Origin of the sequence: Acidiferrobacter thiooxydans, from assembly GCF_003333315.1 — a bacterium.
Taxonomy (GTDB): domain Bacteria; phylum Pseudomonadota; class Gammaproteobacteria; order Acidiferrobacterales; family Acidiferrobacteraceae; genus Acidiferrobacter; species Acidiferrobacter thiooxydans.
This window is the reverse complement of the sequence record NZ_PSYR01000002.1, coordinates 1368302-1390842: the sequence shown is the minus strand read 5'-3', so window position 1 is coordinate 1390842 and position 22541 is coordinate 1368302. Positions and strand designations below refer to the sequence as shown.

Below are 22541 nucleotides of genomic sequence, written 5' to 3'. Positions count from 1 at the left end.
GCGATCATCGCCGCCGCCGTCTTTATGTGCATGACAGCGATCCTGTGAGGCAATGTAACGGATGTGGCGTTATCAGGAACACTTAATATTGGCAAGTATCACAATTTACCGGACTCTATGCTTTTGGTATCCGTGTCGATCCACGCTTAACCCGGGAACGGCAATTTGTCATAGCAGTATCGATATATCGGACGGCGGGTGGGCGCGGCGGGTGAGTACATGTATGGAATATCCTGGGAGTTTCGTAGTATCGTAAGACCGTAAAGGGTGGCCGGTGCCGACGCAGCTTGGGAGGTTATGAGTGGCGGACGTGGTATTCATACTCGGGGCAGGGGCGTCGCAGCAAGGTGGTGCGCCGGTCATGAGCAGCTTTCTGGACAAGGCGCGCCGGCTGTTGTTTACCGGCGCCGTGCAGGGTCGCGCGGGGGATTTCGCGAAGGTCTTCGAGGCGATCGGCAAGCTCCAGGCCGTGCACTCCAAGGCCCAGGATCTGGACATCACCCATGTCGAGAGCGTATTTGCGGCCTTCGAGATGGCCCGGCTCCTCGGCCGCATGCCGGGCTATGGAGTGGACGACATCGATGCCCTGATCGCGGCCTTGAAGACCGTCATCGCCTATACCCTGGAGTCGACGCTCAACTTCAACGAGGACCGGCCCGGGGAGCTGCCGGTGGCGCCCGACCCCTACCCCAGGTTTGTGGAATTGCTGCGCGAGAGTCAGGCCGCGTCCCCTCCGTATCGCCACGCCATCCTCACGTTCAATTATGACCTGGCCTTGGACTACGCCCTGCATCGAGGAGGGATCCCGGTGCGCTATTGCCTGGACGACTCCGACCCGCCCTCCGGCATCCCGCTCCTGAAGCTCCACGGCTCGCTCAATTGGGTGGGGGGTAGCGGAGGAGAGGTCGTGCCGTGGCGCATGGATCGGCTGCTGGCCGAGTCGGCAGGCACGGTGTTCCGCAGGCAGGCGGAGGGCGTGTTCCGGCTGTGCACCACGGCCAGCATCCTCGACCGTCCATCAGGCGAGCATCCGGTAATAGTACCACCCACATGGAACAAATACGGTTATCAGAGCCAGTTCACCCGCGTGTGGGCGCAGGCCGCCCAGGAATTGTCGGATGCCCAGCATATTTTCGTGATCGGGTACTCGTTGCCGGAGTCGGATCTGTTCTTTCGCTATCTGTATGCGCTGGGGTCGGTCGGGGATCATCCGCTGGAGATGTTCCGCGTGTACGATCCCGATGAGCGGGTCGGGCCACGCTTCCAGAGCATGCTCGGGCCCGGTGCGCGCATTCGCTTCCGGCATGTGGCGACAAGCTTCGAGCGCGCCATTGGCTTGGTGGAGGGCATCTTGAAAAAGCGCCAGAAGTGGCCGGAGCCGGGTACGAGATAGCAGACGCGGGCCCGCCCCCTGCGGCGCGCCGCTGCTACCGGCGGCCCGCCTTTCCGAGCCGTTTTTGCGGGGTGCGCGGGCGGTGGCCAGGCTGGAGTTCCGCCACCCAGCCCTTGCGGACCCCGAGGTCCGGGCCCTCCTTCACCAGAAAGTCCAGGAACGTGCTGGCCGTGAGGCCCAGATGCTTGCCGTGCAGGTGCACCGCGTACCAGGTGCGGTGCAGGGGGAAGCCTACGACATCCAGGATGACGAGGCGCCCGGCCTCCAGTTCCAGTTCCAGACTGCTCAGGGCCAGAACCGAGATCCCGAGACCGGCCATGATCGCCTGCTTTATGGCCTCGCTCGAGCCAAGCTCCATATAGGGTTCCACGTCGAGTCCGTGTTCGGCGAACATCTGCGCGGCCGACATGCGCGTACCGGAACCGGCCTCACGCAACAGGAAGCGTTCGCGGACGACCACCTCCAGGGGGATCTGCGCGCGTCTCGCCAAGGGATGGTCCGGGTGCGCCACCACCACCAACAGATTATCCATGAACGGCCGGACGGCGAGATCCATGTCGCTTGGGATTTGGCCCATGACCACGAAGTCATCGACGTTGTCCGCCAGACGTTCCAGCACCCGCGCGCGGTTCGTGACCGTGAGCTGAGGCGCCACGTCCGGGTGCTCTTGCACGAAAAGCCCGAGGAAATGCGGCATGAAGAACTTGGCGGAAGTGACCACCGCCATCTTCAGGGGGCCGGCCACCTTGCCCTTCATGTCCGCGATCTCCCCGACCAGCCCGCGCAACTGATCCAGCACCGCGACCGTGGCGGCATAGACCTCCTCGCCGGCGCGCGTCAGCAGGAGCTTTTTGCCGACCCGTTCGATCAGTGGCAGGCCCACGATCTCCTCGAGCCTGCGCACCTGGATGTGGACCGCAGGCTGCGTCAGGCACAGTTCCTCGGCGGCGCGCGTGTAGCTGCGATGGCGGGCGACCGCCTCGAAGAGCCGCAGTTGCTGGAGTGTCCAATGATTGATCATTAACTACGGTAAATGGCTATGCTAATGAAGACTGAGTTCTCTTTAGCCAGTTTACTCTCTAAATTCGATCCTGCCTAACCGGGTGGCGTGGTGCGGGTTGATGGCGAGGGCATGACGCGGCCGGCCGGCGAGCGCGGGTAGCGGATCACCCAGGGCCGTCCCACCCCGGATCTCGGGCACCCCGGCCCATGCGCGGTTGTCGCGCGCACCATCTCACAGGCCGTCCCGGTGGTCTCGGGCCGCGGCCGCCAGGATTCACTCTTTGGGGGCTTCTTATGCCGTTGGTCGATATGAAGGACATGCTTGCGCACGCTTATGCCAACGGCTATGCGGTGGGCGCCTTCGAACTCGCGGATCTGGATTTCCTGCCGACGGTATTGGCCGCGGCGGAATCGGCGCGTGCCCCAGTGATCCTGCGTGTCGCCAAGCCGCGCTCGCAGGACGCGGTGTTCGCTTGGGCCATGGCGGCCGTGGAGGCCGCGGGCGCGCGCGCCACTGTGCCCGTGGCGATCCAATTCGGTGGCGGGACTGACGCCGATTCCGTCCGGCACGGCGTATGCCTGGGTGCCAATGGCGTCGTCGCGAGCGCCCTTCGCGAGTCGCTCTTTCGCCACATCGACCGTACGCGCGCGATCGTGGATACGGCGCATGCCTGCGGCGTGCCGGTAGAGGGTGAATTGGCCTATGTGTCCGACACCGATGCGGGCGACGGCCACGCATCGCGCACCATCCAATATGCGACCGTGGCCGAGGCCTGCGGCTTTGTCGAACGCACCCAGGTGGATTTCCTGGTGGTGTCGGCGGCGATGGTGCGTGGGCGAGGCAAGTCGCGGCTCGATTGGGGGCGGCTCAAGGAGCTCAATGCCGCGCTCGGGATGCCCTTGGTCATAGCGGGCGAGATGGGGCTCGCTGATGAGCACTACCGCAGGCTCATCATGCAAGGCGCGGCCAAGATCTCGTGTTCCGTGGTCCCGGACGCCCTCGCGGGCGAGCGGCTGCGGGCCAATGTGCGGCGCGATCGTCACGCCCCTTACAGTGCCCTGAAGGAGGGCCTGCACGAGATGATCGTAGCGCAGATCGAGCCGCGCCTGCGCGCGTGGGGCTCGGCGGGCCGCGCCGCGGAGGTGCTCGATCGTTGTCGCCCGTGGACCAATATCCTGCATGTCGTTGTGTACGATACGCCGCGTCTGGATGCACAGGCGTTGCGGGCCCTGATGACCGAGGGGCAGCGGCTGCTATCGGGCATACCGGGCGTACGCTCCGTTCACGCCGGAAGTGTTGCGGATGAGGGCGGCCGTTATCGTCACTGCCTGCTGACGCGCCTTGCCTCGGTGGCGGCGGCCGACGCCTTTCGCAGGCACCCGGCCTATACCGGATTCATGGATCGGCGTCTGGCGCCGGTGATATCCGATCGCATCGAGGGTGATTACCACATGATCGATACGATCCCGGAGATCGCGCCCCGGGCGTCTTCATCGGCCCCGCTCTGCGATCTCGTGCGCCCCAGCCGGGATGGGGCGGGGCACGGCCAAGGGCTGGACGGGAGCGGTGTGTCGCCAACGGGAATTAACCGTGGTAAATGCTCATAATTTCTAATATCAAGTGTCACTTATTTTCGTGGATCTTTAAAATTCCCTCGTGCCGCGATGGGTGGTGTGGCGGGAGCTCAAGTCCATGACCAGGATCTTGCAAACAGGAACGGGGCCGCGGTCGATGGACGCGCGGGCGTTTGTGATCCGTGCGCCCCGTCCCTGCCATGCGCATCCGGAGGGGGCGCCATGGATGGCCCCTTAGGGATACCGGCGTCCCATGGCGAGGGATCGCTTGCCGGCCGTCACGCCCTGACCGAGGGGACGCCGGCGCGCCCTGCGGCCTGGCGGGGCGCGGTGCGCACCGCCTGTGATCGGCTCGCGCCGGCCTGGTCGCAGGGCGCAGCGGCCGTCGTCAATCCCTACTTCGGCTTACGTCATCTGGATTTCGAGGTGGCGGGGGTGACCCTGGCGCGCGTCGCCGGGTCCCCGCTCACCATGCCGCGCCGCTACTATCGAGAGCAGGTCGCGAGCGGCCGCATCACGCGCGGCGATATCGCCGAGGCCCTGAAGGCCCATGGCCTGCCATCCGATGAAGGGTCTGTAGCGCGGCTTTTGATGCACGATGGCGCGCCACCCGTCCAGAGGCTCCCGCTCGTATCGCATGTGTGGCAACGCATCGACGCGCCTACGCCGTGGGCGGCGTTCTGCGTCGAGCGCATCAGCCAGTTCGCTGCCGCCTACTTCGACGCGGGCCAGGCCGCGTGGCCCCTGCCGTGGCGCGATGAGCCCCTCTACGAGGCGTGGCGGGGTTTTGCGAGACTGGATGCGAGTCCCCGGGCGATGGGGCTCAAGGGGGTGGCCGACATCGTCGCCGGGCTGCCCCGGCGGCCGCTTGCCTCCATTGCGCTTGTCTTGAAGACGCTGGCCATCCCCGATGCCCATGTCGTGGACTATTGCCACGCCGCACTGCTCGATATCGGCGGGTGGGCGACGCGCGTGGCGGATAGGCCTCGGGCACGCGGGGTCGACGCCGACCCCACGGACATCGAACAGCTGCTCGCCATCCGGCTGGCCTGGGAGTTCATTGTGTTTCGCGCAGTCCCGGGGTCGCGACTGGAGGTCGCTTGGCAGACGGCGCTCGCGTCGCTGCCGTCGCTGCCCGCGACGCGCATGACGCCCGATGTCCAGGTCGACTCGGTCCTTCAGGCGGCGCTTGAGCTTGGATACCGGCGGCGCATCGTCGCCGATCTCGCCGCGTGCGGGGAGCGACCTGACCGCCATGCCGGACAGGGCCGTGTCGCGGTCCAGGCGGTCTTTTGCATGCACAATCGTGTGGAGGTCTTTCGGCGCGCCCTGGAGACGGTCGCCCCCTGGATCCAGACCCTCGGATTCAGCGGTTTTTGCGCGCTCGCGTTCGCCCGCGCCCCGTTCGTGGAGGCCGTTGCACCCGTCACGCCATCGGTGCGCCCGAAAGGGCCGGGCGCGGACCTCGAGCACCGGGCGGCCATCACGGATGCCGACCGGGGCGCCATGGCCGCGGCCCTGCTGCGCGGCATGTCGCTTGCAGACGGCCTGGCGCGCCTGGTGTTGCTGATCGATCATGGTCCATCGTCGGCGCACAGGCCGCAGGACGCGGGCTCCGGGCCCAGCGAATACCGGATCGGCGAGCTGGATGCGCCGATGGTGGCGGCCTGGCTGAACGACCGCGCGCTGCGCGCGCGGCTTGCGCAAGAGGGGGTTGCGATCCCCGCGGATACCCGCTTCGTGGCGGCGCGCTATGACGGCGCGCATGACGAGGTCGCCGTGCTCGATACCGGGCCATGGGAGCTTAGCCATGCCCAGGATCTGCGGGATACGCGCGCGGCCCTGGAGGGGGCCGGCGCGCGCACGCGGGAAGAGCGCGCCCGCGCGCCTGTCTCGCCGGTCTTGGCGTCCCACCTGGCGAGCGCCCCGGCCGGGGCGCGCACGCCGGAACGGTCGCGGGCCGCAGCCGACCCGGAATTTGTCGGCAATGCCGCCTTTATTGCCGCGCCGCGCGCCCGTACCGAGGGTATGGCCCTGGATGGCCGCGCGTTCCTGCATGATTATGCGTGGCGCCGGGATGCGGATTTCCGGATTCTCCGGTACATCATGACCACGCCGATGATGGCCGCGTACTGGATGAACATGCGCTACTACGCATCGGTGGTCGACCACAAGCGCTTCGGTGGCGGCAACAAGGCCCTGCACAACGCGGTGGGCGGATGCGTCGGGGTGTTGGAGGGCGCGGGCGGCGACCTCAGAAACGGCCTCCCGATCCAGTCGCTGTTTGACGGCCGCCACTGGCTCCACGAGCCCCTGCGTCTGAACGCGTTCGTGGAGGCGCCGCGCGCGCGGATCGACGAGGTCCTGGCCGGCCACGAGATCGTGCGCAGCGTGGTGGAGCACGGGTGGTTGTTTCTGTTTCAGATGGATAGTGAGGCCGGCGGCCTGTTCTTGCGCGCCCGCGACGGGCGCTGGGGGCAGCTGTCATGAGTCCGGGCGGACATGTGGCGAGCTGCGCCCCGTCGACCCGCAGCCTCTATCGCGGGCGGCGCGTGGCGTTTCTGACCCAGCACGGCAAGGAGCGTATCGTGGGCCCGGTGCTCGAGGGTTTCGTGGGTTGTCTCGTCGAGCGGGTGGCGGGATACGACACCGATCTCCTTGGGACATTCACGCGCGATATCCCGCGCGCCGGTACGCAGATCGAGGCCGCCCGCCACAAGGCGCGCATCGGCATGGAGCTCTCGGGGCTGCCCGTGGGGCTTGCCAGCGAGGGGTCCTTCACCCTCGATCCCTTTGCCGGGATATTCCCCTGGAATATCGAATTGCTGGTCTTTCGGGATGAGCTATTGGGGCTCGAGGTGGTCGGCATGGCGCAGGGTCGAGCCAACAGCGCCCAGACCCTGGCGGCATGCTGGGACGACGCCGAGCGCTTTGCGCATACCGTACGCTTTCCCGAGCACTATCTGGTCCTAAGACCGGACGGCGATGGGGATGGGCGCATGCGCAAGGGGATCGCCGATTGGTCGGGGTTCAAGACGGCCTATGAGAGGGCGCGCGCGCAGTCGTCGAGCGGGCGTGTGTTCGTGGAGGTGGATCTGCGCGCCTATGCGAACCCCACGCGTCTCGTCAATATCCGGCTCGCCGCCGTCGATCTCGGCCGGCGCCTGGCATCGTTGTGTCCTGTGTGCCGCACCCCTGGGTTCTGGACGGTGGAGACCATCGCCGGACTCCCCTGCCAGGCCTGTGGGGCCCCCACGCGCGAGACGCGGGCCGAGGTCCATGGGTGTCAAAAGTGCGGGCATCGGGTGACGCGCGCGTGCGACGATCCGGCGCACGCCGATCCGGCGCGTTGCGATCTCTGTAATCCCTGACGCCTGCATGGAGACGGCAAGCCCCAGGGCCACAGCATTCGCCGCGTTCCGGCCACCCGTGTCGGCCGGCCGCTGCCGGTGGTCTGGGTCGGGCAGTCTTAGCCCATGGTGCGCCGCGAGGGCCCGGTGAACGGCGGTCGCGACCATCGGGCGCGGCACCCTGCGGGGGCGGCCGAGCGGTCGCGATACCCGGCGCCGGTCACGCATCTCAGCCTGATCCGCCCCGACGACTGGCATGTCCATCTGCGGGATGGGGCGATGATGGCCGCGGCGGTGGCGGATACCGCGCGGCGCTTCGCGCGCGCCATCGTCATGCCCAATCTCGATCCCCCGGTGCGCACGGTCGACGAGGCCCTGGCCTATCGCGCGCGCATCCTGGCGGCCTTGCCGGCAGGCGCACGCTTCGAGCCGTTGATGACCTTGTATCTGACCGAGACGACACGACCATCGGAGGTGAGTCACGCGCATGCCTGCGGCCTGGTGCGCGCCGTCAAGTATTATCCGGCCGGTGCCACCACCCATGCCACGCAGGGTGTGCACGACCTGAAGCGTTGCTATCCGGTGCTGGCGGTCATGGAGCGTCTCGATCTCCCGCTGCTCTTGCACGGCGAGGTCACAGACCCCGCAGTGGATGTCTTCGATCGCGAGGCGGTGTTCCTCGAGCGTCAGCTGGCGCCGCTCATGCGCGCCTTCCCAGGCCTGCGCCTGGTTCTGGAGCACATCACCACCCGTGCCGCGGTCGATTTCGTGAGCGCGGGTCCCGACACCCTGGCGGCCACGATCACCGCGCACCATCTGTTGCTCGATCGCAACGCGCTCTTTGCAGGCGGCCTGCGCCCGCACCATTACTGCCGGCCGCTCTTAAAACGCGCCCACCATCGCGCCGCGCTGGTGGGCGCGGCCACTGGGGGCAGTCCGAAATTCTTCCTCGGGACCGACAGCGCGCCGCATCCCCGGCACGCCAAGGAGTCGGCCTGCGGATGCGCCGGGATTTATACCGCGCATGCCGCCCTGGAGCTCTACGCCGAGGTCTTCGAGGAGGCCCGCGCGCTCGCCCGGCTGGAGGCGTTCGCCAGTCGCCATGGCCCGGACTTTTACCGGCTGCCGCGTAATCAGGAGCGCATCACGCTCATCAAGGAGCCTTGGCAGGTCCCATCCACGATGGCCGCAGGCTTCGACGTGCTGGTACCGTTGCGCGCCGGAGAGACGGTCGCGTGGCGCCTGGCCGACTGACCCGTGGGCCGCTTGCGGAGGCGGACGGCGGCCCCATCCGCGCATACCCACCCGGCAAGGGCCGGGATGCCTATCGACCCTCGTTTCCAGGAGAACAGCATGTCTGACAATCATAAAAGCCGCGTGGTGACCACCGGCATAGAACGGGCCCCCAACCGGGCCCTGTTGCGCGCCACTGGATTTGGCGACGGCGATTTCGCAAAGCCGATCGTGGGCGTGGCCAATGCCCACAGCACCATCACGCCGTGCAACATGGGAATCGGGCCGCTTGCCGGGCGCGCGGAGGCGGCCCTGGCGGCCGCCGGTGCCATGCCGCAGATGTTCGGGACCATCACGATCTCGGATGGCATCTCCATGGGCACCGAGGGCATGAAATACTCCCTGGTGTCGCGCGAGGTCATCGCCGATTCGATAGAGACCGTGTGCGCCGGCCAGAGCCTGGACGGCGTGCTGGCCTTCGGTGGCTGCGACAAGAACATGCCGGGCGCCATGATCGCCATCGCGCGGCTCAATATCCCGGCGGTGTTCGTCTATGGGGGCACGATCAAGCCCGGCCATCATGACGGGCGCGATCTCACCATCGTGAGCGTGTTCGAGGCGGTCGGCGCGCGTATCGCCGGCACTATGGATGACCGGGAATTGCACGAGATCGAGCGCAAGGCCTGCCCCGGCGCGGGCTCGTGCGGCGGCATGTACACCGCCAACACCATGTCGGCGCTGTTCGAGGCCATGGGCATGAGCCTGCCCTACTCTGCGACCATGACCGCCGAGGACGCCGAAAAGGCCGACAGCGCGGCGCAGTCGGCAAGGGTGCTGGTCGAGGCCATAAAGGCCCGCCGGCTGCCGCATGCGATCCTGACGCGCAAGGCCTTCGAAAACGGGCTTGCGCTACTCATGGCGTTGGGCGGCTCCACCAATGCCGTCCTCCATCTGCCGGCGATCGCGCATGCCGCCGGTGTGGAACTGGCGCTCGATGATTTCGATGCCTTCAGTCGCCGCGTCCCGGTGTTGTGCGACCTAAAGCCATCCGGCCGTTATGTCGCCACCGACCTGCACCGCGCCGGCGGGGTACCGCAGGTGATGAAGATGCTGCTCGCGCACGGCCTTTTGCACGGCGATGCGCTGACCGTGACCGGGCAGACGCTCTCCGAGGTCCTACGGGATGTGCCCGAACATCCGCGCGCGGATCAGGACGTCATAAGGCCCTGGGCGCGACCGGTCTATGCGCATGGTCACCTCGCGATCCTCAAGGGCAATCTCGCAGAGGAGGGGGCGCTCGCCAAGACCAGCGGCGTCAAGGTCCCGAGGATCGCCGGCCCGGCGCGCGTGTTCGATTCCGAGGAGGCGTGCATGGCCGCCATTCTGGAGCGGCGCATCGCGGCGGGGGATGTGGTCGTGATTCGGTATGAGGGGCCGCGCGGGGGTCCGGGTATGCGCGAAATGCTCTCGCCCACCGCCGCGCTCGTCGGTCAGGGGCTCGGCGACCTCGTGGGGCTCGTCACCGACGGGCGTTTCTCCGGCGGCACTTATGGTATGGTGGTGGGGCATGTGGCGCCGGAGGCCGCGGTCGGCGGCACGATCGCGTTGGTGGCCGACGGCGATAGGGTGATCATCGACGCCGAGCGGCGCATCTTGCACCTCGACGTACCCGAGGAGGAGCTTGCGCGCCGCCGCGCCCTCTGGGTGCCTCCCGTGGCGCGTTACACGCGCGGGATCTTGGCCAAATACGCGCGCCAGGTCTCATCGGCGAGCCGCGGCGCGGTGACCGATGGGGCGTGAGCAGGACGGGTCCGACTCGTAAGATGAGATCGCAGGCGGGTAGCACAGACAACCGGTGGTCCGAGCCCCGGGACTGGGGACGCGCGGTGGCATTCGACCATGCGCACCTCTGGCATCCGTACGCGCCCATGGGCGCGCCGGTGTGGCCGGTGGTGGCGGCCGATGGCGTGCGGCTTACGCTCGCCGATGGGCGGCGGCTGATCGATGGCATGAGTTCGTGGTGGGCGGCGATCCATGGCTATAACCACCCGATCCTGAATCAGGCCGTCGGCGAGCAGTTAGGGCGCATGGCGCATGTGATGTTCGGGGGGCTTACGCACGGACCGGCGATCGATCTCGGGCGGCGACTCGTGGATCTCACCCCGGCGCCCCTCGAAAAGGTCTTTCTGTGCGACTCGGGGTCGGTGGCCGTGGAGGTCGCCATCAAGATGGCGATCCAGTATTGGCAGGGGTGCGGGCGACCGGGCAAGCACCGGCTCCTCACTGTGCGTGGGGGTTACCACGGCGACACCTTTGCCGCCATGTCGGTGTGTGATCCGGTCACCGGTATGCATCGCCTGTTTGCCGGGCTTATCCCGGAGCAGGTGTTCGCGCCGCGGCCGGCGTGCCGGTTCGATGGTCCTTGGGAGCCGTCGGCCATCACCGAGTTCGCCGAGCTGATCGCCGCGCATGCCGGCGAGCTGGCGGCGGTCATCCTCGAGCCCATCGCGCAAGGCGCGGGCGGGATGTGGTTTTATCATCCGCAATACCTGCGCGAGGTGCGCGCCTTGTGCGCTACCCATGATGTACTGCTCATCGCCGATGAGATCGCCACGGGCTTCGGTCGCACCGGGCGGTTTCTGGCGTGCGATCATGCGCAGGTGACGCCGGACATCCTGTGCCTCGGTAAGGCCCTGACCGGGGGCTACATGACCCTGGCCGCGACCCTGACCACCGATCGTATTGCCACGGTGATCGGGCATGGCGAGGCCGGCTGTCTTATGCATGGGCCCACGTTCATGGCCAATCCTTTGGCGTGCGCGGCGGCGGTGGCCAGTATCGACCTGCTGATGGCCGGCGATTGGCAGACCCGCGTCGGCGCTATTGCCGGCCAGCTGGCCCGTGAACTCGAGCCCTGCCGCCGTCTGGCCGCGGTCGCTGATGTGCGGGTGCTGGGCGCGATCGGGGTCGTGGAGACCCGCGTGGCCCTCGACTCGTCGGTGCTCATGGCGCGGTTCGTGGACGCCGGTGTGTGGGTGCGCCCCTTCGGTCGGCTCGTCTATGTGATGCCCCCTTATGTGATAAGTCGCGAGGACCTGTCGGTATTGACCGCGGCCATCACGCGCGTATTAGCGGACATCTGAGGTGGTCGCCGGGAGGCATGTCGCCCCAGGGGGTGGCGGCCGGGTGGGATGCGTGAATGGGCGTGGCGGGATGCCATGCTATCGGTCGGGTGGGGTCGCCGGCGCGCCGGGATGCGGGGCCGGGGATCAGGGATGGTTGTGAAGGAGGTGTGATGCGTGGGGTGTTCATTACCGGGAGCGACACGGGTGTCGGCAAGACCGCCGTCGGTGCCGCCTTGGCCTGGCGACTATCCTGTGAGGGGCTTGTGGTACGGCCGCGCAAGCCCGTGGAGTCGGGTTATGACAGCGAACAGGGTTGCGCGCATCCTGGTGATGGCGAGACCTATCATGCGGCGATCAGCGGCCGGGAGCCGCTTGCACGCATCGGTCGTTATCGGTTTCGCGCCGCGTTGTCGCCCGAGCGCGCCGCGGCCCTGGAGGGGCGGACCTTGCGCCTGGACGACCTGATCCAGGGGTGTCGCGACGGGGTAGGCCCCGAGGACTTTCTGTTGGTGGAGGGCGCCGGCGGATTCTATTCGCCGCTCACAAGCGATGGTCTCAACGCCGATCTGGCCGCGGCCCTCGGTCTCCCGGTGCTGGTCGTTTGCGCCGACCGGCTCGGGGCGATCCATCAAACGCTCCTGACGACCGAGGCCGTGGCGCGTCGCGGCCTGCCCCTGGCCGGCGTTGTGTTGAACGAGACGGTGCCGAGCGCGGACCCGCGGATGAATAACGGCGTCGATGTCGGCCGTTGGCTCGGGTGCGATCCGGTGCTCGTCCCCTACCACCATGACGCGCACGGCATCCCGATATGGCGCGCGATCGCGCCTTCTCTGACGGCGGTCGTGGCGGCGCTCGTCACGAATACCGGCGGATGAGCCCCGAGGACGGGCTGGCGACCCAGCGACACGTCCCGGCATCGGAGATTGCGCGCGCCGCGCGGATCCTGGATCGCGGCGGGCTGGTCGCGTTTCCGACCGAGACCGTCTATGGTTTGGGCGCGGACGCGCACCATGCCGCGGCCGTGGCGGGCGTGTTCGCGGCCAAGGGGCGCCCGGCCGACCACCCCCTGATCGTCCATATCCGCGATGCCGATCAGATGCCTCGCTACGCGCGCGACATCCCACCGGTCGCCTGGCGGCTTGCCGAACATTTTTGGCCGGGGCCCTTGACGCTGATCCTGCGCCGCGCCCCGGGCCTGCCCGATGCCGTCACCGGCGGCCAGGACACGGTCGGTCTGCGCGTCCCGGCGCATCCCGTGGCGCTGGCACTGCTCACGGCCTTCGGGCGCGGGGTGGCCGCGCCCTCGGCCAATCCGTTTGGCGGTGTAAGCCCGACCACCGCCGCGCATGTCGTCGAGGGGCTGGGGGACGCGGTGGATGCGATCCTGGATGGCGGGGCTTGCGCAGTCGGTCTGGAGTCCACCATTCTCGACCTAAGCGGGCCCGTACCGCGCATACTGCGTCCAGGCGCGGTGGCGCCGCGGGCGCTGGCCGCGATCATCGGCCAGACGCCGGCGTTTGCCGTGACCGGCGGCCCCCGCGCCCCCGGGCGTCTCCCTTCCCATTACGCCCCCGCGACCCCGTTACGGCTGGTCACCGATGCCGATCGGGAGTGGCGCCACGGGCCGTGGCCCCTGGCCGTGATCGCGCGGCATCCCCCGGCTCGGGGGCCCGTGCGGTGTCGCTGGCTGGTGATGCCGCGGGCGGCCGGTGCCTATGGCCGCGCCTTATATGCGCGCCTGCGCGCCATCGATCGTTGGGGTTGTCGCGTGGTGCTGGTCGAGCGGCCACCCGCCACCGAGGCGTGGGATGCCGTCTGCGATCGTCTGGAACGCGCAGCCCGGGGCGATGCCGCCTCCGAGGCCGCGGGGCACAGGGAGTCGGGCGCACCGCGCCGGAAATAACGCAACTTGCGTTGGCGTCGGGGTCGCACGTGTCGCCCCTCCCGATGCGGGTCCTGATCGTGCCATCCGCTCGGAAAACCGGTATCGTGGGCGCGTCGCGTGGGGACGCCGCGACGCCGGGCGGGGACCCTGATCGGACGCGTGCCGGCGGTTTGGCCCTGTTGCGGCAGGCGGGGTCTCCACAACGGGCGATGCCGGACGCCGCGCCCCTTGCCACCAAAGCCCGGGACTGTCTCGTGAGGAATCGATGAAGACCCAAGACCGCAAGGCCCGTGCGCGCCCCAAGAGGCGCGCGCCACCGAAGATCTCCCATACCCATAAACCCGCCGATCTCGCCCCCGTCGACTGGCAGCGCGCCTTGCGCCGGCAGTTCGGGCGCGAACAGGCGTTTCACTGGAAGAACATCGGGGATGAGGCGATATTCTCCGATTTTCAGGTCAGCAACCCGGCGAGCCGTTCCCGCTACCGTGTGACGATCCGTGGGCTGCAGCCAGGCGACAACCGCTGTTCCTGTCCCGATTTCGCCACCAACGAGCTCGGTACCTGCAAGCATATAGAATTCGTGCTCGCCAAACTCCTTAAGAAGCGCGGTGCCAAGGCCGCCTTCGCGCGCGGCTATCAGCCGGTGTTTTCGGAACTGGTTTTGCATAATGACGGTCGCCGCTCGGTCCGATTCCGGCCGGGGAGCGCGTGTCCCGCCGCCTTGCGCAAGGCGGCGGCGCGACTTTTCGCGCAACCCCGGGGCGATTTGCACCCCGATCGTGTGGATGATCTGGAGTCCTTCATGAATGCAGCGGCCAAGGCCGGCCACGAGCTGCGGGTCCCCGGCGAGGTCCTGGATTTCGTCGCCGGGTGGCGCGATGCCGCGCACCGCGCCCGGACCCTGGACCGGCTGTTCCCAAGGGGTGCCGCCGACTGGGGTCGCGCGCGGCTCACGAAGCTTGCCCTCTACCCCTATCAGGTCGAGGGCGCCTTGTTCGCGGCGCGCGCGGGGCGTGCGCTCATAGGCGATGAGATGGGGCTTGGCAAGACCGCGCAGGCGATTGCCGCCGCCGAGATCCTGGCGCGCCATTTCGGGGTCTCGCGCGTGCTCGTGGTCTGTCCGACGTCGCTCAAGTATCAGTGGCAGGGCGAGTTTTTGCGTTTTGCCGGGCGTAAGGCACGGGTGATCGCCGGGGGCCGCGCGCAACGACAGAAGGATTACGCCCGCGACGACTTTTGCAAGATCACCAATTACGAAAAGCTCGATCCAGACCTCGATCTCATTACCGGCTGGGCGCCGGAACTCGTCATAGTCGACGAGGCGCAGCGTATTAAGAACTGGAACACGATTGCGGCACGGGCCTTGAAGCGCATCGACAGTCCCTATGCCGTCGTACTCACGGGGACGCCGCTCGAGAACAAGCTCGAGGAGCTGATCTCCATCGTGCAATATGTCGATCAGCACAGACTCGGACCGACCTGGAGACTTTTGCACGAGCACCAGGTGCGCGACGAGGCCGGGCGCGTCATCGGTTACGCCGGTCTCGACACGATCGGCAAGACGCTCGCACCTATCATGATCCGGCGGCGCAAGGCCGAGGTCCTGCGCCAGCTCCCGGAGCGGACCGACAGCACCATCCTCGTCCCCATGACCGAGGCGCAGATGCGCTACCACGAGGACAACGCCGATATCGTCGCGCGCATCGTCCAGCGTTGGCGCAAGACGCGCTTTCTGTCGGATACGGATCAAAGGCGCCTGACCTGCGCGCTGCAGAACATGCGCATGGCGTGCAACAGCACCTATCTGCTCGATCAGGAGAGCGACCATGGCGTGAAGGCCGATGAGGTGGCGGCGCTGGTGGATGACCTTGCCGCGCAAGACGCCAAGGCCGTCATCTTCTCGCAGTGGACGCGCAGTCATGACATCGTCATCCGCAGGCTCAAGGCCCGCGGCCTGGGTTACGTGAGCTTTCATGGCGGGGTGCCCTCGGAGAAGCGCCCGGCACTCGTGCAGCGATTTCGCGATGATGCGGATTGCCGGGTCTTTCTGTCCACGGATGCCGGCAGCACCGGCCTCAACCTGCAGCATGCCACCACGCTCATCAACATGGATCTGCCCTGGAATCCGGCGATCCTCGAGCAGCGTATCGCGCGCATCCACCGCATGGGACAGAAACGTCCGGTGCGCATCGTGAATCTCGTGGCCAAGGGGACCATCGAGGAGGGCATGCTGGGGGTGCTTGCCTTCAAGCGCTCGCTCTCGGCTGGCATTCTGGATGGAGGGGCAGGCGAGGTATCGCTTGGCGGCTCGCGCCTCAACCGATTCATGAAGGACGTGGAGAACGTCACCGGGCGCATGGGGGAGGCCGCGGAGGTGGCACCTGCCGAGGAGCACGCCTTCGAGTCCGCGGCGCCGAATGCGGGTGCGAGATCGGGCGGGCAGGGTGTCGCCGGTGATACCGGGGCGGTGCCGATGGTCCCGGGGGAGGGGCGTGACCGGTCCGCGCCTGCCACGGCGCACGCCGCGCAGGATCCCTGGGTGACCCTCGCGGGTCTCGGCCGTCAGTTGCTCGGCGCCTTTGCCGCCGCTCACGACAATGGTGCCGTCCATCCCTGGGTTGAGCGCGACGCGCCAAGCGGCCGGTCCTCGCTCAAAATCCCGTTACCGTCACCGGAGATGGCGCGTGAACTGGCGGCTGCGCTGGCGCGGTTCATCGAGGCATTCCAGGGTTGCGACTCCTCGTGATGGCCGTGAACCAGCGCATGCCATGGCTTGCCGCCATCTGAGCCCGGGATCAAGATACCGCCCCCGATTCGTGTCCCTGAGGCGCTAGGGCGGCAGGTCCGGCACGCGAGCTCGGGGGCATGGATACAGGTTGCGCGGCCGCGAGACCTCTAAGGCGCCGGGAGATGCGCGCACAGCGCCGCGGGCGGGCGGCATTGCGGATGGCGGATTGCCCGATAGGGTCGTCTCCGCCACGCGCCGTCGATCTTTCCGGCAGCCATGTGGCCAAGGGCCGAAGACGCAGACTGCTTGCTTTGCAAACGCCGGTCTCGCACAACCGATGCGAGCCGGGCTGGTGCCGCAAGGGATTCGGCCGTTCGAGCCCTGCCCTGGGGTTGGCGGGCGCGAGGGTGCGATCGTGGCCTGGGCCCACCGGTCGCTGTTGTGGCGGCTTGCGCTTGCCGGCGGCGGGCCTGGGCGCGATCGATGGGTATGGCGTGAGGGACAGGAGCACGCAGGCTGTGACACAATGCCCAGACCTTGGGACACCCGGCTACGCGATAGACGTCTATGGGCCGGAACCGACGTTGGGAGGCCTGATGGCGGCACGAGTGGGTATCATCATGGGGTCGCGTTCCGATTGGGACACGATGCAGCATGGCGCGCAGGCGCTGACTGATCTCGGTATCGCCCATGAGGTCCAGGTCGTCTCGGCGCATCGCACCCCCGATTTGCTGTTCCATTATGCCGCGCAGGCCGAGGGGCGCGGGCTGCGCGTCCTCATCGCCGGGGCGGGGGGCGCCGCCCATCTGCCGGGTATGGTGGCCGCGAAGACTATGCTCCCGGTGCTGGGGGTGCCCGTGCAGTCTCAGGCCTTGAACGGGCTTGATTCCCTGTTGTCCATCGTCCAGATGCCGGCCGGCGTTCCGGTCGCCACCTTTGCCATCGGCAAGGCCGGGGCGATCAATGCGGCGTTGTTCGCAGCCGCGCTGCTGGCCGCATACGATAGCGCGATCCGCGAGGCGCTAGCGGCCTTTCGGGCCCGGCAGACCGAGGCCGTTCTTGCCCATGGAGACCCGCGCATCCCATGATCGTCGGCATTATCGGGGGGGGCCAACTGGCGCAGATGCTGGCCATGGCCGGTCAGCCGCTCGGTATCCGTTGCCTCTTCCTGGATCCCGCCCCGGATGCCTGCGCGCGCACCGCCGGAGAGCTGCTGTGCGGCGATTACGGCGATGCGCGCCTATTAGACGAGCTGGCCCGCCGGGCCACGGTCGTGACCTATGAATTCGAGAACGTGCCCGAGGCGAGCCTGCGCCGCTTGGCCTCCCGGGTCCGCGTGCATCCGCACCCCGGGGCGCTCGCCCTGGCGCGCGACCGCTGGCATGAGAAGCGCCTGTTTGCCGATCTCGGCCTATCGACACCGCCGTTCGTGGCCGTCGACACGCGCGCGGACCTGGATCGGGCGCTCGCCGTTACCGGTTGGCCGGCGGTCTTAAAGACCCGCACCATGGGCTACGACGGCAAGGGTCAGCGGGTACTGCGCACTCCCGGCGACGTCGATGCCGCGTTCGCCGCGTTGTCCGGCACGCCATTGATCCTGGAGGGTTTCGTGGCCTTCGATCGCGAGGTCTCTCTGGTCGCCGTGCGCAGCGCCGACGGCGATGCGCGCTTCTATCCGCTGACCGAGAATGTCCATAGAAACGGCGTTCTCGTGCAATCGCGGGCACGCCCCGGGGACCCGATGGCATCGCGCGCCGAGGGCTACGTCGGCCGGCTCCTTGCGCATCTCGACTATGTGGGGGTGCTGGCCGTGGAGTTCTTTCAGAAGGGCGACATGTTGCTCGCCAACGAGATGGCGCCGCGGGTGCACAATTCCGGCCACTGGACCCTGGAGGGGGCCGAGACCAGTCAGTTCGAGAATCATATGCGCGCCGTGCTCGGTCTGCCGCTTGGCGCGACGCATGGGTTGGCGCCGTCGGGCATGGTCAATTTCGTGGGTTATCTGCCCGAGGCATCGGCGGTGCTCGCTGTACCGGGCACCCACCTCCACGTCTATGGAAAGGCCGCGCGACCCGGCCGCAAGCTCGGCCATGCCACGGTACGTGCCCCTCGCGAGGGCGACGTCCTCGATGCCCTGGCCCGCCTGCGCATGCTCGCCGATGCCGGCGGCGCGGGTTAAGGCCATGACGCACTCCAGTAGTCACGTCAGATATTCTTCGTCCAACGAGAAGCCGCCGTTGCGCTCCCGGTAGGCTTCGACGACCGGTACGTTTTTGGGAAGCGGATCGTCCAGGAACACACGTGATGACGCGTGGTCGACAGTTTCGGGAGGGTCACCGCAATAGATGCAGCTTCCTTGCAGGCGCTCATCAGCGCCTTGAACATCCTCCCGTGGGTTGAGAAGCGCAAATGCAGAAGCTCGTGCACGATGACGTAATCTTGGAAGCGCTCATCCTTGCCGACGAGAAATGTCTCGACGATGGAGCGCGCCGCGTCCTTTGAGACTCGCGGGTTGAATTCGAGGATCTTCCGCTCCAGTACGACACGGAACAGGCTGGAGGATTCGTCGGCCCGCAGCGTCAGTGCCTCGAAGGGCGTGAGCGGTTCCCAGCCGATCTCCCCGGCATGCTTGACCATGGGGAACTGCACGCTCGCGGCCTCGCTGGTTTTGAGGGTGGTCATGGCGTGGCGGATCCCTCGATGCCCGAGGCCGGTTTGGTGCCCGGCTTTGGGCATACACTGCGCAGACCGTCGATATGTTCGAACAGGGCGGGCCGGATCGTGGCCCACATGGGATCAAGGATGAAATCGATGCCCGAGCGGCGGGCGAGCTTGGCTGCGGGTACGAAATCCGCATCGCCGGAGATCAATACGATCTGGTTGACGTTCCGCTGGTACGCCAAGGAGGCGATGTCGAGCCCCAGGCGCATGTCCACACCCTTCTGGCGCAGATCCAGCCGGAAGTCATCGTCGGTGAGTTGCTCCCAGCGCTTTCGTCCGTTGGTCAGATCCTTCAAGATCTCCGGCTTGAGTTGCCAACGAACCTGGCTTGTCGGTATCTCGCCCAGGCGCAGCGCCACCTTGCGCAGGCCGCGGAGGGTTTCGTGGAACGTATTGCGCCACTTCGCCGTCGCGGATTCTCCAAGGTCGATGGCGTTCTTTCCGATTGGGGTATGCCCTTTCCAGGCGGCGGGCGGCGCGTCATAGACGAAAATGCGGTAGAGCCGAGCGACGCGCCGCCTCTTGTCGTCGTTCAGGTGATCGAGCGCGAACTGATGGAGCCTTTTGGCTGCCTCTTCGGGATGTTGCCGGCCGAAGATACGCTGGGCCTGAGTCAGGTAGAAGCCGACATCGACCATGACGGCGGTCATTGTCGGGGAGACGTGATACAGCAGGTCGGTCGAGCGGGAGCGTGAAAAAAAATTGCCCCGGGGTTTGGCGCTTCCCGGATAAGGGGGGAAGGCTTACTGCCAGGGGCGGATGATGTAGGTACCATAGCCAAACTCTCCTTAGTCGTCAAGGCGCCGCCAGCGCCATCCTCGGCGGATCGAGGGCCGACAGGTCGAGGTCGTCCACCCGGATCTCGCCCGTCATCAGCTTGTGCAACAAGGTCTTGAACAGTTCCTCCAGCGTCACCCGCTTCTTGCGATGCAGGTCGATCTTGCGGTCGATGGCGTCGAGGATGGCGACGATGTCGCGTTGTTCATCGAGAGCCGGGATGGGCACAGGCCACGGGGACAAAACTGGATATTGATGTTCTTCTGCGTCCCTTTTGGGGCTTCGCTATCCATTCGCGATTGCTGCGTTTGCGGGTAGTAGTGCAAGAAGCGGTGGCCCGTGCCCGGGCGACTACACCGCCAAGACCGCAAAGGTCCTGGACGGTGATACGTGATGCGCTTCGGAAACGGCACCACTTGACCAAACGCCGGCGGGTACATGTCGACCCCGCCGACGACATCCCGGCGGCCTTCAAGGCCACAGGCCTGGCACCGCGAGTTCCGCCCTTGGGGCTTGTGACGGTGGCCGTATACAGGACACCACCTCTGCGGGTGGCCATGCCCCCCCTGCGGGTGGCCATGCCGGCTGGATGTACCACGCTCATCCCCGGTGACGCATGGGTCATGCGGCCCACAAGGCACGATGCGGTCTTGTTCGGACTTCTGTTGCAGGTCATCGATGTCCTTGGCCGTACTCCCGCTGGCTCAGGCGCAGGTTGTAGGGGCGGCCGCAGCGGTGGCACGCCATCGCCGACAAAAAGGGCCTCGATGCCGCGCCCCTTACAGAAATCCCCCACCTGGCGGGTGCCCTTGTGGCGTAGGCCGCGCACCTGGCGCTTACATCGCAAGGTGCGCTTTGCCCGGGTCCGCCCGAGCTTGCGCCAGCGCCGGGAGCCCTTTTGGCAGCGGGAGCGTTGGCTGGCGATTTCACCTAACTGTTTACTCTGTTGATGCTTCAGGGAGCGGATCCCGCGTCCGGAGACGACCAGGGCCTCGCCGGTATTGGTCACCACGGCGGCCTGATGGATCTGACCGAGATCCACGGTGGCATGCTTTTCCGTAGTGCCCCAATCAGGGGTGTGCGAATCCGGTTCTTCCAGGCTGATAGGGAGTTCGTTATGCACCCCGTTCCAGACCATCTGGCAGGCGCACTTTCTCGAGAGCCATACGGGTCGCGGGAACACCAAGGACGGGCGGCCCCGCCCCATGGGTAGCACCATGCGTCTTGCTTCCCGGTGCATGGCTTGGGCTGACCACATCAACGGATAGAAGCGCTTGTCCTTGTAGGGATAGCGGATCTCCTGGCCGCCATTGCGGCGGTTTTTCCCCGCCGAATCCACGGCGGCATCGAAGGCGCGAAAGACCTGCTGGATGCTTTGCGAGTGCGGGGCGAAGCGCCCACCGGGAGTGGCCTTGTGATATTCATCGCGTGTAGGCCAGGGCGTGCGTTCCTGGCGCGCCTTGCGGTGCCTGTCCCGGCATGCGGTCCAGACCCGCGCCGCTTCCCTCTGGCCCTCGCTAACGATGGATGCTTGGCGCCTGGAAAGGCCCTTGAGCGAGACGGTGCGCACACGTTCCATGGCGGATATTCTCACTGTATGAACGAGACCCTGCCAGTGGGAAAAACCCGGGGGACACCCTACCAGATCGCCTATCCCTTCGGGCGATACCAGAGTAAGTATTAGCGCTACATTCTCACAGGCGCCGGGGAAGCAGCCTGCAAGGCATTGAGCGCCGCATGCTGCGATCGGCACGATGTTCGGCTGCGGGCCCTGGAAACGGATGGTGACCATGGGCATGGTTTCGTATCCGCCCCGCCCCGATGGCCTCCGGCGACCATCGTCGGAGGCTCACGGGGTACAGCTCGCGCACGCGGCGGGAGAGGCCCCCCAAGCTCAAGCGCTTCTGTGGCCGGGGACAGCTCTGGACTCAGGCATACTAGTGGGGACGGCGGGCGCCTGTATGGGCGGAGGTCATTCGTCGCTATATCCAGGAATGCCAGGGGAAATAGCCGCCCTTCCGGGCGGCGGCTCTCATCCCATCCCCTGAAGAGGATGGGTATTCCCGCGCCATTCTATAACTCGGCTAGAGTGACGCTTCCAGTTTCCGCACTGTTCATGCCAGTTTGCCCAGTTGCGCAAGGGCGCCCGCCAGATCGCCCTCAATTTTCTTATCGGCTTCCCGTAACGCCTCGAATCGCCGTAGTAGCGCCCCGAGATCCGCCGATTCGGCATTGGACGAACCATTTATCCACCTGCTCGGACTCAGGCTGTGTAGTCCGCTTCTCCGGCCTGCTGCTTGGTAATGACTGACAGCTCGCCTTCGACCGGCTCCCTCTTGAGATACATCGCCGCCAGCGGTCGGATGTCCTCCCCAGGCAGGTAGTTCTTCGGCGGCCCCTTCTTGAATCACTTGCTGGCGTTGAGAAGCATGATCCGCTCGTTGCGGGCGGCGGGCTTGCGCCTGGAGAGCACGGCGATGACGCTGGCGGCCGTAGTGTTGTAGAAGAGGTTCTCCGGCAGTAGCATGACGCCGTCGGCCAGGCCGCGATCGACGAACCGCTTGCAGATGTTGCGCTCCTCGTCCTCGTTCGTCGAGCCCGGGCCGCGCGTCACGCTGCCCGTGTTGAGCACGGTGGCGGCGCGGCTGTCGTCCACGCACGCCAGGGTATGCTGCAGACAGGCCCAGCCCCTTGCCGGCGGTGATCTCGCCGACAGTGCGGCAGCGGTCGAGTCAGTTCGAGAATCATCTGC

General features: G+C 66.8%; 19 protein-coding genes. 13 read left to right on the top strand and 6 right to left on the bottom strand.

Annotated elements, in window-relative coordinates:
- Positions 1-301 precede the first annotated feature (301 nt).
- Positions 302-1393, top strand: a complete 1092-nt coding sequence (locus C4900_RS13795) for an SIR2 family protein (RefSeq protein WP_065972284.1) — start codon at positions 302-304, stop codon at positions 1391-1393.
- Positions 1394-1427: 34 nt separating this feature from the next.
- On the opposite strand, the gene C4900_RS13790 is transcribed toward C4900_RS13795, so the two are convergent.
- A complete protein-coding gene (locus C4900_RS13790; protein ID WP_114283270.1) occupies positions 1428-2414 on the bottom strand; it encodes a LysR family transcriptional regulator in 987 nt (328 codons plus the stop codon).
- Positions 2415-2689: 275 nt separating this feature from the next.
- Between C4900_RS13790 and C4900_RS13785 the strand changes: the two genes are divergently transcribed.
- From C4900_RS13785 to C4900_RS13735, 11 genes are all read left to right on the top strand, one after another.
- Entirely contained in the window at positions 2690-4003 is a 1314-nt protein-coding gene (locus C4900_RS13785; RefSeq protein ID WP_170132545.1) for a class II fructose-bisphosphate aldolase, read from the top strand.
- Positions 4004-4192: 189 nt separating this feature from the next.
- Positions 4193-6460, top strand: a complete 2268-nt coding sequence (locus C4900_RS13780) for a putative inorganic carbon transporter subunit DabA (protein ID WP_170132544.1) — start codon at positions 4193-4195, stop codon at positions 6458-6460.
- Positions 6457-7341, top strand: coding sequence for a DUF6671 family protein (locus tag C4900_RS13775; protein WP_065972288.1), 885 nt, complete (start codon positions 6457-6459; stop codon positions 7339-7341). The genes C4900_RS13780 and C4900_RS13775 overlap by 4 nt, the downstream gene beginning before the upstream one ends.
- Positions 7342-7446: 105 nt before the next feature.
- Positions 7447-8574: a dihydroorotase gene (gene pyrC / locus C4900_RS13770; protein ID WP_083996345.1), complete on the top strand. Its 1128-nt coding sequence runs from the start codon at positions 7447-7449 to the stop codon at positions 8572-8574.
- Positions 8575-8673: 99 nt separating this feature from the next.
- On the top strand, positions 8674-10353 hold the full coding sequence (gene ilvD / locus C4900_RS13765; protein ID WP_114283267.1) for a dihydroxy-acid dehydratase: 1680 nt from the start codon (positions 8674-8676) through the stop codon (positions 10351-10353).
- An 86-nt stretch (positions 10354-10439) separates the two neighbouring features.
- Positions 10440-11696, top strand: coding sequence for an adenosylmethionine--8-amino-7-oxononanoate transaminase (bioA, locus tag C4900_RS13760; protein WP_211306968.1), 1257 nt, complete (start codon positions 10440-10442; stop codon positions 11694-11696).
- A 152-nt stretch (positions 11697-11848) separates the two neighbouring features.
- Complete coding sequence (gene bioD, locus C4900_RS13755; RefSeq protein ID WP_065972290.1) at positions 11849-12553, top strand: dethiobiotin synthase; 705 nt, start codon at positions 11849-11851, stop codon at positions 12551-12553.
- Positions 12550-13581, top strand: coding sequence for an L-threonylcarbamoyladenylate synthase (locus C4900_RS13750; RefSeq protein WP_114283552.1), 1032 nt, complete (start codon positions 12550-12552; stop codon positions 13579-13581). The genes bioD and C4900_RS13750 overlap by 4 nt, the downstream gene beginning before the upstream one ends.
- Positions 13582-13828: 247 nt before the next feature.
- A complete protein-coding gene (locus C4900_RS13745) occupies positions 13829-16309 on the top strand; it encodes a DEAD/DEAH box helicase (RefSeq protein ID WP_114283265.1) in 2481 nt (826 codons plus the stop codon).
- A gap of 578 nt (positions 16310-16887) precedes the next feature.
- The gene (gene purE / locus C4900_RS13740) at positions 16888-17379 is read left to right on the top strand and encodes a 5-(carboxyamino)imidazole ribonucleotide mutase (RefSeq protein ID WP_114283264.1); all 492 of its coding nucleotides are present in this window, start codon (positions 16888-16890) and stop codon (positions 17377-17379) included.
- Positions 17376-18470, top strand: coding sequence for a 5-(carboxyamino)imidazole ribonucleotide synthase (locus tag C4900_RS13735; RefSeq protein ID WP_114283263.1), 1095 nt, complete (start codon positions 17376-17378; stop codon positions 18468-18470). The genes purE and C4900_RS13735 overlap by 4 nt, the downstream gene beginning before the upstream one ends.
- Before the next feature lie 26 nt (positions 18471-18496).
- Here C4900_RS13735 and C4900_RS13730 read toward each other — a convergent pair whose 3' ends face one another.
- The 4 genes from C4900_RS13730 to C4900_RS13715 form a co-directional block, all read right to left on the bottom strand.
- A complete protein-coding gene (locus C4900_RS13730) occupies positions 18497-18973 on the bottom strand; it encodes a YgjP-like metallopeptidase domain-containing protein (RefSeq protein ID WP_233431988.1) in 477 nt (158 codons plus the stop codon).
- Positions 18970-19662 (bottom strand): NYN domain-containing protein, encoded by a 693-nt coding sequence (locus C4900_RS13725; protein ID WP_114283262.1) that lies wholly within the window; start codon positions 19660-19662, stop codon positions 18970-18972. Before C4900_RS13725 ends, C4900_RS13730 begins: the two co-directional genes overlap by 4 nt.
- Before the next feature lie 145 nt (positions 19663-19807).
- A complete protein-coding gene (locus C4900_RS13720; protein ID WP_211306967.1) occupies positions 19808-20017 on the bottom strand; it encodes a restriction endonuclease subunit S in 210 nt (69 codons plus the stop codon).
- Positions 19995-21368 carry a transposase gene (locus C4900_RS13715; RefSeq protein ID WP_170132543.1) on the bottom strand — a complete coding sequence of 458 codons (1374 nt, stop codon included), beginning with the start codon at positions 21366-21368 and terminating at the stop codon, positions 19995-19997. Before C4900_RS13715 ends, C4900_RS13720 begins: the two co-directional genes overlap by 23 nt.
- 111 nt (positions 21369-21479) lie before the next feature.
- Between C4900_RS13715 and C4900_RS17415 the strand changes: the two genes are divergently transcribed.
- Positions 21480-22100 (top strand): hypothetical protein, encoded by a 621-nt coding sequence (locus C4900_RS17415; protein ID WP_411675234.1) that lies wholly within the window; start codon positions 21480-21482, stop codon positions 22098-22100.
- Between the two features lie 96 nt (positions 22101-22196).
- Here the strand turns inward: C4900_RS17415 and C4900_RS16420 are convergent, their stop codons facing one another.
- Positions 22197-22445 carry an N-6 DNA methylase gene (locus C4900_RS16420; protein ID WP_065968987.1) on the bottom strand — a complete coding sequence of 83 codons (249 nt, stop codon included), beginning with the start codon at positions 22443-22445 and terminating at the stop codon, positions 22197-22199.
- Positions 22446-22541: the final 96 nt, after the last annotated feature.